This is a genomic window from Neoehrlichia mikurensis (genome assembly GCF_019186785.1).
GTDB lineage: Bacteria > Pseudomonadota > Alphaproteobacteria > Rickettsiales > Anaplasmataceae > Neoehrlichia > Neoehrlichia mikurensis.
Genome location: NZ_CP066557.1, coordinates 269,865 through 289,372 on the forward strand (window position 1 = coordinate 269,865; position 19,508 = coordinate 289,372).

Consider the following 19,508-nt stretch of genomic DNA (forward strand, 5'->3'; position numbering starts at 1 on the left):
TAATATTAACTTTGCCGATTTGGAATTGATACTTTTAGAAAAATGTCACAGTCCTAATATTTATTAATTATACATTAACTGCTAATAAACCCATACTTTATCAATTTTTTTATTACTAAGTAATTTCCATAATATATCAATAATAAAGATTCTTTCTTATACTCAAATTACTTTTGTTAATAATTATCAATTATACATAAAAATCTATAATCCTTTCTAACACATTTATTAATTTACAATTGAAATAATAGCAAAACACATTAGCAATTAATTAAACAGGTAGTTAAATTGCTATTTAAATATATAAGTTTCTTTTTAAATCAGAAACTGATACCATTAAAAATACTATTAAGATATACAAGCTATACTTAAAGCAATATAAGTTAAGAAAGAATCTTTATTATTGATATATTATGGGAATCATTCAAATAATAAAAAAAAAGATTGCATCCTCTATCAATTTAATTGATTTAAAAATTATTGACAAATCTTCAGAACATATAGGACATAAATTTATATCTACTGCCCCTATATCACATATAAAGTTGATAATAATATCCAACGACTTTTTAAATATTAAAAAATTAGAACGTCATAAATTATTATATAACATCTTAGCAAGTGAAATACAATTAATACATTCAGTTTCTTTATCAGCTTATACAGAAGAAGAATATACCAAATTAAAAAAGAAAATTAATCCAAAATTGTAATTAAAAACACTATTAAAATTAACTAAATACCTACCTCTTATATCATAAACAACCTTGCAAAAACTTCAAAACTAGCTTACTGTATAAAGTTAAAATCTAAAGATACTAAAATTCTCACATAGTTTTTTTATTTTTTCACAAATAAAATATGCAAATTATCAAATGAATAATATTTTAAAAATTAACAAAATGTAATATATTCATGTTATGTATAGTTTATTTTTTACAAAAATGCTAACTTATAAGAAGTAAGTTAATGGAAAAAGATTCTACAATATTTAAAAAAAGCAAAAACTTTTATGGTTCTTTGAACATTCCTATATATAGATCATCTACAATACTATTTTCAAATTTCACAGAATTTTATAATGCTCAAGCTGGCAGTAATATATATAATATCTCACATGATGATATAATCAGGGACTATAGTTATAGTAGTGTTGGCAGTCCTACATGTCACTATTTATCTAACGCTATTGCTGCACTTGAAGAAGGCAAATATGCAATAATATATCCTTCCGGATTAATGTGTTTAACCTTATTAAGTATAACATTTACTGGCAATAATGCACACATTTTAGTTCCAAACAACGTATATTTTAGATACAAAAATTTTGTAAATGAAGTTTTACTAAAAAATGGAACAAATGTTACTTTTTATGATCCCGTCCAAGATATTAGCCCTCTTATTCAAAAGAACACATCTTTAATAATGATAGAAAGTCCTAATTCTACAACTCTAACAATAACAGATATATCTCCTATAGTAGAATTAGCAAAAAAGCACAATATTATTACCATTTGCGATAATTCCTGTGCACCCTTACTTTATAAACCTTTAAAATATAATATTGATATTGTAGTATATTCACTCACAAAATATTTTTCTGGACATTCAGATGTATTAATGGGAGCAATCATAACAAACAATAAAGCACTTTTTCAAAAATTATACAATACTTATAAAAATTTTGGTGTTTTTGTATCTCCAGATGATTGTTATTTGGTATATAGAGGGTTAAAGACAATGCATATACGCATAGAACAATGTCAGAATACTGCTAAAAAACTAGCTTTATGGTTACAAAAACATCAAAAAATAAAGCAAGTCATCTATCCAACATTACCATCTCATCCTCAACATCATATATGGAAAAAATATTGCTCAACTGGTGGAGGAGGATTATTAAATATTATTTTACATAAACAATATTCAGAAAATGCAATAAATACAGCTTTTAGTGACATGAAATATTTCGGCATTGGATCATCATGGGGAGGATGTACTAGCTTGATTTTACCTAAACATAACAACTCGCAAGAAAGTTGCTTGAGAATATTTTGTGGATTAGAAGATCCACAGAATTTAATTCATGATTTAGAATCATCACTAGCAAAATTATAAGCAAAAATTTATTATAACGAATATATTTATAATAAATGCAAATCAGGCAAAAATTATTAAATCTTTTACATTAGAAGTAATTTACTTTAATATAAAAATATTAGACAAATAACTTTATGTAACTAAGCATATTACTTTATAATTAATTGCAAAATTTACATCTAGCAATATAATTAAAAGCATTATTTCTGATCTAATTGCATGGATACAAAGAAGCTTATACAAAAACTTTCCAGCAAAATTAGTGGAATATCATCTAATTCAAAACACATTAAACCCGGATATGCTTTTATATGCTTATCAGAAAAAAGTCAAGAATTTATACCAGAAGCTATAAGACTAGGTGCTAAATTTGTCATAACAAAAAGTTGCAGTATCGCAAAAAATAATAAAATTATCATATGTTCAGATCCGCATGAATTATATCATGTTTTATCATCCAAATTACATAATAAGCATCCCAATTTCATCGCAGCAGTCACTGGTACTAATGGAAAAACATCAGTTGTAGATTTTTGTAGACAAATATGGAATTTATTAGCTTATAAAGCGGCAAGTATAGGAACTTTAGGTACTTTTGTAAATCAACAATTATTATATAAAAATTCTCTAACAACACCAGATGCTCTAAAATTACATCAAATATTATCAGAACTATATGATGAACAAGTTCAATACTTATGTTTAGAAGCCTCAAGCCATGGAATAGATCAAAAACGTATTAACAGCATTATAATAAAGGCTGCAGCTTTTACAAATTTATCACATGATCACCTAGACTATCATCACAACATGGCGCTATATTTCTCTGCCAAGAAAAAACTATTCTCACATCTTGTAGCTTGCGATGGATATTCCATATTAAATATGGATACCGCAGAATACACACAATTAAAAAAGATAACAAAAAGCAGTAACGTTATTACATACGGCACTAATAAAGGAGATATTCAGCTGTTAAACTTTAATAGCAACAAAGAAGGACATCATATAAAAATAAAAATATATAATACTATATATGAAAAGTTTTTTCCCATACTAGGACAATTTCAAATATATAACTTAATGTGTGCTATAGGAATAATTATTGCATCAAACATAAAATACAAAGATTTACCTATTGAAAAACTAGTTGCACCAAAAGGACGAATGGAGAAAATAAATGATTTCATTATTATTGATTATTCACATACTCCTGATGCATTAAAAAATACATTAATGTCCTTAAAATTACATAAATATTCAAATAAAATAATTTTGGTATTTGGCTGTGGAGGAAACAGGGACATTCAAAAACGTAAAATTATGGGCAAAATAGCTTCTCAATACACAATAAAAACTGTCATTACAGATGATAATCCAAGAAATGAAGATCCATCAAAAATTAGAAAAGATATTTTATCACACTGTCATAATGCTATTGAAGTACCTAATAGAAAAGAAGCTATAAAATATGCAATAGAGCAAGCAATTTCTCATAATTATATTGTGTTAATTACAGGCAAAGGCCATGAAGATTATCAAATCATTGGCAATAATATAGTTAATTTTAATGATGAAATAATAGCAAAAAGCATTATTAATCAATTATATAAGTAATAAAGTTACTACGACAAATTTTCATCAAAGCCATAAATACAATTCAAAGCTCTACAAAAATTTCATTAACTTAGCTATGTTCCGTTTTTTGATTCAAAAATATAAAGTTATGGATAAAGTTCTACAACTTTCCATACATTACTTTTAAGTTTATTATATTGATGCCTAGTATGTAACCTATCATTACCTTCTTGCCAAAATTCTATTAATCTAGGAATTACTTTCATTCCAACCCAATAATCTGGCCTAGGTATATTCTTATACTCAAACTTTTGATCCATATCTTTCATTGATGCTAACAATTTATCACGATTTTTTAAAATACTTGACTGTTTAGAACACCAAGCACTTATTTTACTGCCACGCATTCTAGATGCATAATAAGCATCCGATTCCTCAGATGTTAATAACTCTATTTTTCCTTCTATACGCACTTGTTTTGAAATAAATCTCCAATCAAAAACAAGAGCAACATACGGATTATAAGCAATATCACGTCCTTTTTTACTATTACAATTAGTAAAGAACACAAAACCACTATCATCATATCTCTTAAGTAGAACAACTCTTGCTGATGGCTTTAAATCTTTTCCACAGGTTGCTAATACCATAGAAGTTGGTTCTTTACAAGGAAACTTTAACATTTCATTATACCATAACCCAAATAATTTAATAGGATCCTTCATATTATGAAACATATAATTAAATACATACAATAAACACAATAAATATCTCTCATATTTAACTATTAAATCTTATTTTCCCTCTTCATTGTATTATTATATAATGCAAGATATTACTATAAATCAAAGTAATATTTATATATTCTTAGTATAACAAAAACATGGCAGGTTTCATTATTTAATAAATGAAGACTTCAATAAACATTGATAACCTTATTAACTATACGTATAAAAACATTATATTATATTAAATTTAATTGAAACATTAACTTACAGTATCGCCTTTTAACTTTTGCAAAATATAATATAATGCACTGATAATTATTAGCAACAATTTAAAACTTTGAATTAATTACATAAATTTAGCAATTTTTATAATTCTTTTGCATTTTATATACCATTTTACATTTTAACTATATGTAGTACACAATGGTGAATATTTAAAATTATTATCACCAATAATTAAATCGCTTAACCTATTTATATTATCTATATTCTCCTGCACAATTCTCTGCGCATCTAACCTTAAAGATTGAAAATTTTTATTTGATACATCAGATAATTCATATGAGGATTCTTGCAAAACACCATTTATTCTAATATAATGCCCATGCTTCGATATTCTATTCATTTGATAGTCTATTACATCCATTCCAGCATCCAAAAACAAGTCTACAATATGTGTAGCCCAGTACAATAATGTATCATTTGCTGATTTAGTATTGGGTTTTGAACCACAACCTACTGATACAAAATATATGTCATCATCTGGATATATAGTTATTGCAGATGCATATGCACATACCACTGGATTCCCAGCTAACAAACTACTATCCACTAATAAATTTTTCTGATTATCTAATATAAGTTCTTTTGGAGAAAAATACGTAGGAGCAGCAGTAGCTGCCAGCAATATATCTTTTACTTTAAGATATGTATATTTCTCTACCCAATTTCTAAAAATTACATCTTTTCGACTATACACATCATAACTTGGCACTAAAAAATTACATATTAAATTCTTCATTTCTGTATCTGTAAAAAAATAATCGAAAGTTTTTTGTAAATTACTAGAAGAATATCGAGACCCAATAACACAAGATACCACTTTACGTAATATCGAACTATTAAACATCTTTTTTCCATATTGAAAAAAAAATCCTAAAATATCTTCAGTAGTATATTTAGGGAACCCTCTAGCATCTTGTAAAATTAGCAAAGCAGATATTAAACTACCAACTGAACTACCAGCAACCATACTAAATACTTTAGATAGTGGCATTGCAAGTTTTTTTTCTATTTCACATAAAATTGTTGCAGCAATAATCCCCTTAATACCTCCGCAATCTATTGATAATACATATCTTGCCATATAAATCTTCCATTTGTTAATAAATTCATATATTGTATTTAATATAAATCAATAATATTATAGCGTAATATTATAATTGATAGTAAACACAATTTTATAGAACAAACCACTTAAAGTAAAAAACCTGTCCTATATATTTATTACATAATCCACACAACTACAGAAATTATATTATCAATTACACAAATTCAGATAAGTTAAAAATAACCCCAATTAAACATTTTTAATATTACTATTGTTTATCTTAGAATTTATAATCGATGTACAAGTTTAAATTTATACAACACATTTATTAATAACACTTAATTACACATTTCATCATTTATATATTAGTCATATATCCTTATTGCTAACATAACATCTTACTATAAACAACTCTTAATAAAATCTGCACCTATCTTTATACCTTCAGCATTAATACTATGATCTAATCCCTTTATTTCATGATATTCTGCAGTAATGCCATTATCATTGAGAAAAGTCATACAATGATTAAAATATGTAAATGGAACTACATAATCTTCATTACCATGTATAATACACATATTAGGCTTTGAAATAATTTCACATTTTAATAAATTAGGACATAAAATAGCACCAGAATACGATACAACTGCAGAACATAATTTTCTACATAGCGCTATATGCATTGCTAACATTGCTCCCTGTGAAAAACCAACCAACGATAATCTTTTATCACTTAATCCTAGTTTTTGTAATTGCTTATCAATAAAATTATTAACAATTTTTACAGATTTTTTCATTTCATGAAAAATAATATCTTCTCGTAAGCTATCAGACAAAAACCATGCATATCCTACATTATAATTAATATGTGCATTAGGAGCAATAAACTGAGATCTAGGAATAATCTTACTCATTGCAGGAGCTATAGATATTAAATTATCTCCTGTAGCACCTCTACCATGTAATAAAACTACTAAATTATCTATATCATTACTAACTACAAAGCTTGGTCCATTAATTATTACCATGATATTCTATCATCCCCTCTCAAATAAATTAATTGTCAACATTAACATAGTAAATTATAATGCTTTTTTATATGCAGTCAAAAACATAATGAGTCATCCATTATGGGGTGGTAGATTTACAGCACCTTCCAGTGAAATAATGAAGGAAATTAATGCTTCAATAAAATTCGATAAAGCCCTGTATCAGGAAGATATAGCGTGCTCAATATCACATTGTAAAATGCTGGTAAAGCAAAAAATAATAACTGAATCTGATGGTCAATTAATAATATATGGATTAAACGTAATAAAAGAACAAATCTCAAGCAATAATTTTGATTTCAACATAGATCTTGAAGATATACATATGCATATAGAACATTATCTACATCAAATTATAGGAGAAGTAGCAGGAAAGTTGCATACAGCAAGATCTAGAAACGATCAAATAGCAACAGATTTAAAGCTGTGGACAAAAAAATATATACTAATATTCGACTCAAAGTTACATATGCTACAAAGCTCTTTAATAAGTATAGCAGAAAAGCATTATAATACTATTATGCCTGGATTTACACATCTTCAAATTGCACAACCAGTAACTTTTGGTCATCATATGATGGCATATTTTGAAATGTTTAAACGTGATAGAATACGTTTAAAAAATCTTTATCAAACAATAAATGAATGTCCTTTAGGGTCAGCCGCTCTAGCAGGAACTTCTTTCAATATTGATCGTCATTTTGTTGCAAAAGAATTAGGATTTGAATGTCCTACAGAAAATTCTATAGATTCAGTTTCAGATCGCGATTACATTATTGAATTCTTATCAAATACATCAATATGTATAATGCATTTATCAAGAATTGCCGAAGAACTAATATTATGGTCTAGTTATGGCTTTAAATTTATACAACTATCTGATGACATGACAACCGGCAGTTCAATAATGCCACAAAAAAGAAATCCAGATGCGGCAGAGCTAATAAGAGGTAAAGCAGCTCAAATATTTTCTTCACTCAATCAATTGCTAGTTATTATGAAAGGATTGCCACTATCATATAGTAAGGATATGCAAGAAGATAAAGAATCAACATTTGTTGCAGCAAACAATTTATTATTATGTATAGAAGCAATGAACAGTATGTTAAACAGTATGACCATTAATACAGAAATAATGACAAAAGTTGCTTTATGTGATTTTTCAATAGCAACAGATATAGCAGATTGGTTAGTAAAAAATTTAAACATTTCTTTTAGAAAATCTCATGAAATTACTGGAAAAATTGTAAAATTAGCAGAAACACAAAAATGCAATATAAGCAACTTAACAATTCAACAACTACAATCAATCCATTCCAATATTACAGAAGATATATTTCTTATACTATCGGTGCAAGAATCTGTAAAAAGTAAAACAAGCTATGGTGGTACAGCACCAGTAAATGTTATAAATGCTATTCAAAAAGGAAAATTGTACCTTTCGCAAGCATCTCTTAGTTAACATTATATGTAAAAGTCTCATAAGATCTTGCTATTTGGAAATAAAAAAAAACTAAACTAAAATAAATATTACACAACACTAAAGTAAAACATATAAATAAAGTAACATATGTTATTGTAAAAAATCTCAGAACATAATTATCTGTTAAAAAATAAAATATACTTATAATTCATAAAAAATTAATTCTAAAATAACATATACACAAAAACTACTAAGCATTTGTAGCACGTTCTTTGTTGTTTAACAATAATATATGAACTGTACTATAATCCTCATCAGAGACACTATTCACATTAACATTTCTTATATTATCTATAACATTTGCCAATAGTACTCCATTTAAATGATCTATTTCATGTTGAATACACCTAGCAAGCCACCTATATGCTCTAATAGTACATTCATTGCCTAGTAAATCTGTATATTTCAAATCAAGATGTTTTGGACGAGAAATACCTACTAATCCATAAGAAACTGCTGATAAGCAACCTTCAAATAAAGTAACAGTCTCACCTGATAAATTTACAATTTCCGGGTTAATACAAATTAAATTCTTGCCACTTAACGAATGATATCCTGATAATATTTTTATATCTTTATGAACATCAAACAACCCACTAACCATATTTATAATAAAGACTCTACTATTATAACCAAGCTGTACAGCAGAAAACCCAACAGTTCTATTACTATCTACAACTTTCACCATATCATCAACTAATTTTATAACATCATTATCTATATGTCTTATATAATCTGATTTAGTATGTAATACTGTTAATTCATGTACATTTTCAACAGATAAAATCTTCATTCTTCCTCCAAATTACACATAATTCAAATAATTATTATACATATTAACAACCTAATATTGACATATAACTCGTATAAGCTTAATAAATAATATTATATACAGTTTAAAATTGTATTTACCTTTAATAGCGAGAAATAAATATTATATATACACCCATATTTCATAAAGCTAATTGTTATACAAATTTAAAGATTTATACAAGTAGTATTTTTATAAAAATATTATATAATTTAGTATTATAGATTATAAAATAACACAGTGTTACCATTTAAGATTATTAATCCATTACTATATATATCACCTGAAATTGCTCACAAACTGGTAATACTTGCGCTAAAAAATGGGCTATTTCCACATATAACTCCTCAATGGCATTCATGTCTTAATACACATTTCTTGAGTAAAAAACTAAGAACACCAATAGGAATTGCAGCAGGTTTTGATAAAAATGCAGAAGTCATTAAGCCAATACTATTAATGGGTTTTGGATTCACTGAAGTAGGAACAGTAACAAAATATCCACAGCAAGGCAATAAGATACCACGCATTTTTAGATTAAAAAAAGAAAAAGCAATCATTAATAATCTTGGATTCAACAATAAAGGAGTAAAATACCTAATAACCCAGATTAATAAAAGTAATCTTAATAATTACACATTTGGAGTAAATATTGGAATTAATAAAGACACTCCTGATCCTATAAAGGACTTTACAGATGTTATCAAAGAAATATACGGACTAAGCTCTTATATCACAATTAATATATCTTCTCCAAATACTCCTGGATTACGTGATTTTCACAATAAAGAAATTCTTACTGCTCTTCTTATATCTATCACCAAAACACGCAAAGCAATAGATTATGCAGAATCTATACCATTTTTTCTAAAAATCTCACCTGATATTAGCGACGTAATAAAAGAAAATATTACCACATTAGCCTTAAAATATAAAATAAGTGGCTTAATTATCAGTAATACAACAACGCAATTTAACAATTTATATGGTTATTCCAAAGGTGGTCTTAGTGGTCAACTACTATTTGATTTATCCACAAGAGTATTATCAGAAATATACCAACTTTCTAATGGTCAATTAATATTAATAGGTTGTGGCGGCATAAGTAACGGACTGCAAGCATATGAAAAAATAAAAGCTGGAGCATCACTACTACAACTTTACACTGCAATGGTATACAATGGAATCAACGTAGTAAATAAAATCAATAAAGAACTTGCTGATATTTTAACATCTGAAGGTTTCACAATGATAGATCAGGCTATAGGTATTAATCACAAATGATAATAGCAATAGATATCGGTAACACAAACATAAAAATTGCAGTTTGTCATCAAGATAAAATAATATATAACTATATTTTATCAACTAACCACAAAAAAACAACATATGAATATTTCATATATTTTAACTCTTTTATTACTCAAAAAAATATAAATATTCAATGCATAAAAGGTGTTGTAATTTCAAGTGTTGTTCCAATAGTTAGTGCTGTAATAGAAGATATGTGTAAGCAATACTTACAAATCGATCCTATATTCATAACAAATGAAAGTATCTTATATTCAAACATCACTATAAATCTTAATCAAAGAAATATTGGCACCGATAGAATTGCAGACCTAGTTGCAGCACAAAAATTATGGCCAAATAAAGATTTACTAGTTATAGATATGGGAACTGTAACAGTATTTAATTTATTAGATAAACATGGCAGTTTATACGGTCAAATAATTACTCCTGGTATTTCTTGTTTAATACATAGTATGAGATCACAAACTGCGTCACTACCACAAGTAAATTTACATAAAACAGATAAGCTTATCAGTAAATCCACGGATACATCTATAAAATCAGGATTATATTGGGGATATATTGCAATGATTGAAGGCATAATAAAACAAATTATTACCGAAGATAAAAAAAAATTTTTTATAATAGCAACAGGAGGTGGATCTAATTTATTTATTGACAATAAAAATATACATATTATTGATATTTCTTTAACTATAAAAGGAATATTACACTTATACAATGCACAACATCCAATTTAACACAAAATATTATATCATTGATATTTCTTTAACTATAAAAGGAATATTACACTATATTTAACACACAATAACGCAACTTCATAATTTATTTTACTAATAACCTAATACTATAATTAAAACCATTTACTGCAATAGTTCTTTAACCCTACAATCAATATCATCTATTCCTAATATAAGTTCTTTATCTATTGCTAATACCCTTATTTTATATCCATCATCCCATATAACATCAATACTTACAGTACCAGGAGTTAAAGTAATGGAGTTTGATAATATAAATGCTCCTAAATTATTTTTTTGTTGAACTGCAATTAATTGAAATACATAATCATTAATATCTAATTTTAATCTCCATACTTTTCTTACAATATATAAGTTAGAAATCGCCACTTGTTTTATGATCCACATAATATAATATAATAATCTAATAAGTAAGACGATAGAGCATTTACTTGGAGCATAAATAACATACTCATCATTATCATAATGATCTTTTAGCAAAACAAGCACTATTACCACTGACAACATAGCACTACATATACCTGACATAACAAAGAACATACTAAAATGTCCTGATAAAATTACCCATAACATCATTAAAATGATAAACCACTTTATTCCATAAAATTTCATGTATTTTTACTCAATTTATAAGTACATAAAAGCCTTAGCATTTATAACATAATGCGTTATTGTATAATATAAATAACTTACATAAATTATAAATATGCAAATAGACATAAAATTCACAATCATTATCAGTGTTTTGATAATATATTGCACAGTTTTCACTATAAAAGAAACCATTAATAAAGATGAAAAAAGTACTACCTTGATGCTTTCAAGTTATATCAATAAATTTTTTACCGATCCAACATCAACTACACAAATTATAACTTTTCAAAAATATTTTCCATACGTAGGACAATATTCGCCACATATGCTAATACATAACATTATTAACAAAAACAAAGCATCAACAATACATCAATATTTTACATATTGGGAAAAAAAACTTACTCATAAAGAACAGTTACTATATGAAATAAGCAAAAATATTTCCTTACAAATCGACTACCTTATTAAAGTTAAAAAAGAAATTAGTAAAATCTCTACATTTAATAATAGCAGTATTAACACAAAACTTTCCGAACTAGTTAATATATATGAAAATATGCCAGCATATTATGCTGCACAAATTTTTAATACATTAGACTCCAAAACTGTATTACATATTACATCTCATATGCAAAAGTCAAAATTATTGCCAATATTAACATATATAAATAACAGCAAAATAAAAAATATAACTTTAGAGATATATAAAAAGCTTTCTGATAGCAATTAATTTTTCATTATAAAACATATAATTTATTACACATTGCACAGAATGAATCATATTAAAATTATCGATCATAAACAGTCAAACTAACATTAATTAAAATACTATGATTAATTTAAATATTTTTATTATTACAAATACAATAAATAATTATCATAAATCTAAGAGATACATTTAATAATACACTTTAAGCAATAAAAATCATTATAGATTAGCTATTAATACAATTTTTTAAGTTATAAACAACTTCCCTTAAGAGAATGATTTAATATTTCAATAGCTATAAAACAATACATCATATTTAATAATTTATTTTAGCAAATCCAGAAGAATAACATAATCCCATAAAACTAGAATACAAATAGAAAATCACATATCAATAAGTTGACTATTATTTATCCAAAAATTATATTTAAAAAATATGCTATGCAATATATCAATAAATCACCTATACATGCCTAATGTAAAGATGTCAAACGATAATACCTAAAATAACTAGGTAAATACACATAATTAATAAAATATATTCCTATAATTGTTAAACCTTTGTCATAAAATACTCAAAATAATCACAGGTATTTCTCCTAGGTCTTTTTTCCAAATCACCATTTTTCTTAAGTATTTCTGAAGTTTCCTTTGTATCAACCACAAACAATATATAAAAAACATTAATAAAGCGTAAGAAATTACATATAACACTTCCCCAATTCAACATAACATCCTAAAAAATTAGAAAAATATAGCAAAAAACAATCACTTTTCTTAAAATTATACAGTAGTATTAAATTCATGTGATAAAATATTTAACTATAAATTTTTTATTTTATACTAAAATATGTAACTTAGTTATAAATAATTTATTGAACAATACTTCAAGTGTATTTATGTTAGCAGATGTACTACAAAAAAAATTATCATCTATTAAGTCTAAAGGTTTATTTAGACAACTAGATACAAGTATAAAACTTAGCAACAGTAGAATAGTATATAAAAATGGGCAAAAACTAATTTCTTTTGCATGTAATGATTATATGGATCTTGCAAATCACTATTTAGTAAAAAAAGCAGCAATTGATGCAATAAATCTTTATGGAGTAGGAGTTTGCGCCTCAAGATTAATAACAGGTAATCACATATTGTATAAAGAAATCGAAGAAAAACTCACAAAATTATACGGTACTGAAGCTGCATTAGTATTTAGTAGTGGATATTTAACAAATCTTGGTATTATATCATCACTTGTTAATCGCCAAGATATGATATTAGCTGATAAGCTTATACATGCATCGTCAATAGACGGCATTAAATTATCACAAGCAACACTTTACCGATTTTTACATAACGATATTGATCACTGTCAAGAATTACTTAACAAATATAGGAAATTACATAAACATTGTCTTATTATTATCGAAAATATATATGGTATGGATGGAGATCTTGCTTCTGTAGATGATTTCATAAAATTATCTAAAAAATACAATGCATGGATTATTGTTGATACTGCACATGGATTTGGACAAGTTACTAACCTCACGCCAGATATATATGTAGGTACTCTTTCAAAGATTACAGGTGCTTTAGGGGGATATATATGTTCATCAAAAATTGTAATAGAATATATTATAAATAAAGCAAGAAGCTTTATTTATACAACTGCTATTCCTCCAATGATAGTAGCAGCTGCTAGTAGCGCCATAGATATAATAAATAAAAATAAATACATACCTATAAATTTTGCAAGAATTTTCTGCAAATCACTAGGATTACCAGAACCACAAAGCAATATTGTCCCACTAATAATGAAAGACATAAATGCTGCACTTAATGCTGAACAGATATTAGCAAAAAAAGGGTTTTTAGTTACTGCCATAAGACCACCAACATCTCCTACTCCTAGATTAAGATTTACATTTAGTACAAAACATAGATTGTCTGATATACAAAGATTGTGTAAAGTACTAAAAGAAGAACAAATTCTAGATCAAGGGGCCGTAGCTCAGTAGGATAGAGCATCAGATTCCTAATCTGATTGTCGTGCGTTCGAATCGCACCGGTCCCACTTCACATGTTATCATTATTCTTTACTTTACCACTAAATCTACAACATAAAAAATTATATATAATATACTTTACCATATATATACTATTTATAGTTGGTAATTTAATTAATTAAGTAGTAATACTATTATTATTTATCATGAAAATTATCTTGATATTCTATAATAATATTTTTGGCATCTCAAAAAAAATTTATGTACAATTGTACTTTGCAACAATTAAATTAAATAGCCTTTCATATGATCAAATTACATCAAGCTTATATAATACAATGACAAGTCTATCACATCTTATAGAAGTATACTTTTTGTTATTTATTGACAGTCTAGTAGCTGCTCTAATTTTACCTCTCAATAAGATAGTAATATTTAAAATTATGTATTACTTTGGAGGATATAATACAACACTTATGATAATAATAGCAACCTTAGGGTCGCTAATAGGAGGGTTAGTTAATTTAATTCTAGGAAGAATCATAATTCATGCAAGAATGGAATATCACAATTCAGAGCAGTTACAACATAAATTTATTCCATATATAACAAAAATAGTGACCTTATTAGTACTTATCATATCATGGATACCATTTTGGGGAGCTTTAGTAAATGCTTTGTCAGGATATTTAAAAAGTAATATTATGCTTACATTAGTTGCAATATCAATATCTTATTTAGTATATTTCATATTAATAATACTATAAATTTTTATGAGATTAAACTCTTTTATAATAATAACAAAAAAAATCAGAATTTATTGCAGTAAACAACTTATTATTTATAGAAGCAATATGTTAAACAGAATACAAAAATAATGACAAAAGTTGTTTCATGTAATTTTTCAATAGCAACAAAAGCAGATTAATAGAACTATTTTTTATTACAATACTATACAAATCGTTGTTTAATGCTATAAAACTATTTATAAATATTTTGAGCCATAATCATTAACTCACATAAAATGTTATATAACAACATTATAATAACATAACCAATATATGTTAAAAATTAAATGAAACTGAAGCACAATTCAAATACACAACAAAAATGTTCTGTAGCAAAACAACTTTTTGTATATAACGGCTTATTTTTGCAATTTTTTTTCAATATATTTTAATTTATTTAAATAATTTTCTGATTTTGTCAAGCGGTATTTATCTAGAAAAAAGCATTGACAATGCAATACAACCTCACCTTCATAAGCACCATTATTACTATTAATAATAGGGAAAACACTATCTTTTTTTATACAACTAGAACCTTGAATATTGAACGAGGTAACATCACTCATCACACTTAAAGGCAAAGTCTCGCTTCTATTGTTTTTTAATACACTAACAAAAGGTACAATTTTTTCCTCTATATCACCTTCTTTAGCACTATTTTTCTTAGAAATTGCATCACAAAACATAGTACTTTTATCATCTAATAATTCAGTAATACAAATTCTAGGCTTACTAGAAGTCACATTCTTATCACTATCTTTTAGTGTCATATATCCATCCTTACTTTTCTTTAATATGCGATTAAAGATTTTTTTTTCTCCCATAAAGCTTGTCTTAATACTACTTTTCTTGTCAACAACTGAATTACATGATGTAATACTGCTACTATTATATAGTGATTCTACATCATCTTTCAATTCACTAGTACTAGGTAATGCATAATCCTCTTCTAATGGTGGCATAAGTTCAGAAGTACTAATTTTTTCTATATAGCTATTATTATCAGATACTTTATGATCACACTTTCTTAATACAAAAAAATATTTTCTACCGCTTTCATAACTTGTCTGTCCATTACTCAATAAAGAATATACTTCTCTTTCATAATTACCTATAATACCTTGCTTTTGTTGAGTTAAAACTAGATCTTTTTTTAATTTATTAGTTATTTTATTACGTAAAATTGCCCATTGTAATGCCTGATGAGGTAATACCCTTTCTATAGATGTTTCACTTTTATAATGAAGAACAACCGTACTATTAGATGTATCAATATTCCCACCTACCATAACTATAACTTCTAATAAACATCTTTTAACAAAAAATTTAGTACCAATAGCCATATATAACATTACCTGAGACTGATTATCACCAAACATAACTGTATCCCGATCACTAATGTAAGCTTTTAGTAAAGATTTTCCATGAATTGTTAAGTTAACACATTGTAATTTTCCAAAATCTTTTTTACGTATACTAATAGCATCATCTTTTTTTTTGCCTGATTGTAAAATACCATTGCAAAACATTTCAATATTATCTTGTAAATCAAGCATATCTTTGTTATAAACGTAAACTTTACTATCTATTACATGCATTTTACTTCTTACAATACTATTTGTATTCAGGTAACTATCATTCAACACCAATGTAGAGTCATGAATCTTTTCTACATATCCAGAAACGCCTTCCATGTTAATATCACAATATTCAACATTACCTAATGTAATAAACTGAATATTTTTCCCATTTAATACCATTCCATTTGCATCACCTTTAATAATTACCATGGAATTTTGTACTTTAATAAATTGTTTTTTGAATGCTATATACTTAGGATATATACAACTATTCATCATATTATTAAAACAATGTACTTGATTAATCATCAAAATACTATTATTACACTTTATCCTACTACTGCTATATTGATCATCAATTAATATAGCACTGCTGTCAGATGTTATATCACCATAATTGCTACATATATTAACTGTCACTAAACATTTACGTGATAATGTATTATAATAACAATCATCATATTGCTCACGAAAATAAAAATTACTTATATCTACATTAAATTTACAAATATTACTTACATCATCATTTATACAATTAATACTACCATAATTAGTATTTATAACGGTAATCTTGCCACTATTTTGATAATTTATAATTCCATTATTATTTCCACAAATTGAAACATTACAATCATTTTTTGAACAATTAATACTTTGGTTATTATCACCATTTACATAAATACAACCACCTTTTTCCAAATAAATAACTCCATTATTATCTTTTATAGTAACATCACCATTTATATTACTAATATTACATTTATTATTTAAATAAACAACAATAGTACAATTATCACCAATAATCTTTCCTTCATTATTACCATATACATTTACTACACCACTATAAGATTCCAATTTTCCATAAAGATTGCCTCTTACATTTATTACTCCACCACCTGAAATGATACTTCCATAAACATTACCAAGCACATAGATATTATTATTGCCCAAAGAAATATTAACATAATCATAAATATCACCACATACATATATACTACTGTCAAGTAGCTTGATACTATGTAAATATTTAAAATATTGTGGCAAAATAAAAATTTGTCCGTTTTTGTCTCTAAATTTGCCTATATATTGCCCACTTATCCCATGATTACAAAATTCTTCTAATATTTTTTTAAAAAAAAGCCTATTATGCGTAATTTTCAAATCCGATATAAGAGGATTAACAGTAGGTTTACATAAACTTTTTACACATTTCTGTACATCTTGTGATGCAGTAGAAGTGTGATATAACATATGAAATCTTTCTAGAATATCACATACTTCTTTTTGTTTGGAAAATAATGGAATAATTGGTAATTCAACATCACAACACTTACACTTTTGATCATAATAATATTCAAACCCTTTTAAATTTAAATATATTTCATTCAAGCATTTGCAGAAGTCATTACATTCTATTAAAGTTAAAATTACAAAATTATAACAATAGCTTTCATATGTATCATCATTACATGCCTCTTGTATTTGTCGTATAATAGACAAAACTTCCTTTTCTATATCTGTATATGACATATCACTATCTAATGCTTTATCAAATTGGTCAACAGTTCCATATTTTAATTTAGAACTCTCCTCTGCAGGAATACTTCTTCTATTAATACTAAATGATACATTATCTAAACTATCTACCTCTATATCATGAATTTCACTTGCAACATTATCTTTTGACGTCGTAACTACATGTACAGCACCTGCTATTTTAGAACTATCCTCTTCTGAAGAATCATATTTAGAACTATCTTCTTCTGAAGAATCAGATAACGCATTATCGGAAATTACTGAAAGACTACATAAACTATCTACCTTCACATCTTTTAACGCCGTAACTACATGTACAGCACCTGCTATTTTAGAACTATCTTCTTCTAAAGAATCAATGGTATCATTATTACTTAACATAAAAGACCTCATTTGATATCAAAAATAATAATTTATGCTTAATTTAGCATAAATTATTGCTCACAGTATATTGCTTCATAAACACAGTCAAGTTAAATCTCTTAATTGCCTCACAATATTAAAAATATTTACTATCAATATAATCAGCTAAATATTAAGAAATTGAGACAACACAATCATACAAACATAATTGCAAAATATTATTGTCATTAAAGAAAGATACTTAGATATATAAATTTACAATATTAAAAAATAACAACTAATAAATAGAGAAGTTTAGTAATTAGATAAATAAGTTTTTACCTTTCTAATTTTAACATACAACAACATTAATATTATTATAAAAAGACATATACAATACATTATAGAATGGTTATTTGTACCCATAGCAGGAAACAGATAAAATATTAAAATACTACCAGTTCTACCATAGAACCACTTAAAGTGAATAACACAATTAATTAAAATTACCAGCTTTATTTTTTATCCTATTTAATAAAAAAATATGTATTATATAGATAACCTTACATACAATATTCATAAATACTTTTAAAACTTTATATTAATAGTAAATAATAGCTACTATGTAAACATAATACTTAAAAAAATAATACTAATGTATAAAAAACTGAAAATAAAGCTAAAATGAATTAAGATGTCATACTAATATATATATATATATGCTATATTAAAATTACAATTAATTGATTACATTAACAAAGGAAATTTATCACCCTTATATTAAAAATAT

16 protein-coding genes and 1 tRNA gene are annotated in these 19,508 nt (G+C 25.9%); 10 read left to right on the plus strand and 7 right to left on the minus strand.

Going from position 1 to position 19,508, the window contains the following annotated elements; genetic code table 11:
- Positions 1 to 413 precede the first annotated feature (413 nt).
- From HL033_RS01050 to HL033_RS01060, 3 genes are all read left to right on the plus strand, one after another.
- On the plus strand, positions 414 to 713 hold the full coding sequence (locus HL033_RS01050; RefSeq protein ID WP_218194262.1) for a BolA family protein: 300 nt from the start codon (positions 414 to 416) through the stop codon (positions 711 to 713).
- 256 nt (positions 714 to 969) lie between these two features.
- Positions 970 to 2,118: a trans-sulfuration enzyme family protein gene (locus HL033_RS01055; protein ID WP_218194263.1), complete on the plus strand. Its 1,149-nt coding sequence runs from the start codon at positions 970 to 972 to the stop codon at positions 2,116 to 2,118.
- A gap of 201 nt (positions 2,119 to 2,319) precedes the next feature.
- Positions 2,320 to 3,717 carry a UDP-N-acetylmuramoyl-L-alanyl-D-glutamate--2,6-diaminopimelate ligase gene (locus HL033_RS01060; protein WP_218194264.1) on the plus strand — a complete coding sequence of 466 codons (1,398 nt, stop codon included), beginning with the start codon at positions 2,320 to 2,322 and terminating at the stop codon, positions 3,715 to 3,717.
- A 107-nt stretch (positions 3,718 to 3,824) separates the two neighbouring features.
- On the opposite strand, the gene pdxH is transcribed toward HL033_RS01060, so the two are convergent.
- The 3 genes from pdxH to HL033_RS01075 form a co-directional block, all read right to left on the minus strand.
- The gene (gene pdxH, locus HL033_RS01065; protein ID WP_218194265.1) at positions 3,825 to 4,403 is read right to left on the minus strand and encodes a pyridoxamine 5'-phosphate oxidase; all 579 of its coding nucleotides are present in this window, start codon (positions 4,401 to 4,403) and stop codon (positions 3,825 to 3,827) included.
- Between the two features lie 406 nt (positions 4,404 to 4,809).
- Positions 4,810 to 5,772 carry a patatin-like phospholipase family protein gene (locus tag HL033_RS01070; RefSeq protein WP_218194266.1) on the minus strand — a complete coding sequence of 321 codons (963 nt, stop codon included), beginning with the start codon at positions 5,770 to 5,772 and terminating at the stop codon, positions 4,810 to 4,812.
- A gap of 365 nt (positions 5,773 to 6,137) precedes the next feature.
- Positions 6,138 to 6,767 (minus strand): alpha/beta hydrolase, encoded by a 630-nt coding sequence (locus HL033_RS01075; RefSeq protein WP_246575287.1) that lies wholly within the window; start codon positions 6,765 to 6,767, stop codon positions 6,138 to 6,140.
- Positions 6,768 to 6,855: 88 nt separating this feature from the next.
- Here HL033_RS01075 and argH point away from each other — a divergent pair, with 88 nt between their 5' ends.
- A complete protein-coding gene (gene argH, locus HL033_RS01080; protein ID WP_218194267.1) occupies positions 6,856 to 8,250 on the plus strand; it encodes an argininosuccinate lyase in 1,395 nt (464 codons plus the stop codon).
- Positions 8,251 to 8,461: 211 nt separating this feature from the next.
- Here argH and HL033_RS01085 read toward each other — a convergent pair whose 3' ends face one another.
- A complete protein-coding gene (locus tag HL033_RS01085; RefSeq protein WP_218194268.1) occupies positions 8,462 to 9,064 on the minus strand; it encodes a peptide deformylase in 603 nt (200 codons plus the stop codon).
- 258 nt (positions 9,065 to 9,322) lie between these two features.
- On the opposite strand from HL033_RS01085, the gene HL033_RS01090 reads away from it, so the two are divergent.
- Both HL033_RS01090 and HL033_RS01095 read left to right on the plus strand, forming a co-directional pair.
- Entirely contained in the window at positions 9,323 to 10,366 is a 1,044-nt protein-coding gene (locus HL033_RS01090; RefSeq protein ID WP_218194269.1) for a quinone-dependent dihydroorotate dehydrogenase, read from the plus strand.
- Positions 10,363 to 11,136, plus strand: a complete 774-nt coding sequence (locus HL033_RS01095; protein ID WP_218194270.1) for a type III pantothenate kinase — start codon at positions 10,363 to 10,365, stop codon at positions 11,134 to 11,136. The genes HL033_RS01090 and HL033_RS01095 overlap by 4 nt, the downstream gene beginning before the upstream one ends.
- A 123-nt stretch (positions 11,137 to 11,259) precedes the next feature.
- Here HL033_RS01095 and HL033_RS01100 read toward each other — a convergent pair whose 3' ends face one another.
- Positions 11,260 to 11,769, minus strand: a complete 510-nt coding sequence (locus HL033_RS01100) for a Na+/H+ antiporter subunit E (protein WP_218194271.1) — start codon at positions 11,767 to 11,769, stop codon at positions 11,260 to 11,262.
- A 94-nt stretch (positions 11,770 to 11,863) separates the two neighbouring features.
- On the opposite strand from HL033_RS01100, the gene HL033_RS01105 reads away from it, so the two are divergent.
- Positions 11,864 to 12,484 carry a MotE family protein gene (locus HL033_RS01105; protein WP_218194272.1) on the plus strand — a complete coding sequence of 207 codons (621 nt, stop codon included), beginning with the start codon at positions 11,864 to 11,866 and terminating at the stop codon, positions 12,482 to 12,484.
- Positions 12,485 to 13,016: 532 nt separating this feature from the next.
- On the opposite strand, the gene HL033_RS01110 is transcribed toward HL033_RS01105, so the two are convergent.
- Positions 13,017 to 13,193 carry a SecY family transport protein gene (locus HL033_RS01110; RefSeq protein ID WP_218194273.1) on the minus strand — a complete coding sequence of 59 codons (177 nt, stop codon included), beginning with the start codon at positions 13,191 to 13,193 and terminating at the stop codon, positions 13,017 to 13,019.
- Positions 13,194 to 13,362: 169 nt separating this feature from the next.
- Here HL033_RS01110 and HL033_RS01115 point away from each other — a divergent pair, with 169 nt between their 5' ends.
- The 3 genes from HL033_RS01115 to HL033_RS01125 all read left to right on the plus strand — a co-directional run bounded on the left by HL033_RS01115 (position 13,363) and on the right by HL033_RS01125 (position 15,239).
- On the plus strand, positions 13,363 to 14,484 hold the full coding sequence (locus HL033_RS01115; RefSeq protein ID WP_218194274.1) for an aminotransferase class I/II-fold pyridoxal phosphate-dependent enzyme: 1,122 nt from the start codon (positions 13,363 to 13,365) through the stop codon (positions 14,482 to 14,484).
- Positions 14,467 to 14,540 (plus strand) — tRNA-Arg (locus HL033_RS01120). Before HL033_RS01115 ends, HL033_RS01120 begins: the two co-directional genes overlap by 18 nt.
- 270 nt (positions 14,541 to 14,810) lie before the next feature.
- The gene (locus tag HL033_RS01125) at positions 14,811 to 15,239 is read left to right on the plus strand and encodes a YqaA family protein (RefSeq protein WP_218194275.1); all 429 of its coding nucleotides are present in this window, start codon (positions 14,811 to 14,813) and stop codon (positions 15,237 to 15,239) included.
- Positions 15,240 to 15,619: 380 nt separating this feature from the next.
- On the opposite strand, the gene HL033_RS01130 is transcribed toward HL033_RS01125, so the two are convergent.
- A complete protein-coding gene (locus HL033_RS01130; RefSeq protein ID WP_218194276.1) occupies positions 15,620 to 18,757 on the minus strand; it encodes a hypothetical protein in 3,138 nt (1,045 codons plus the stop codon).
- Positions 18,758 to 19,508 lie beyond the last annotated feature (751 nt).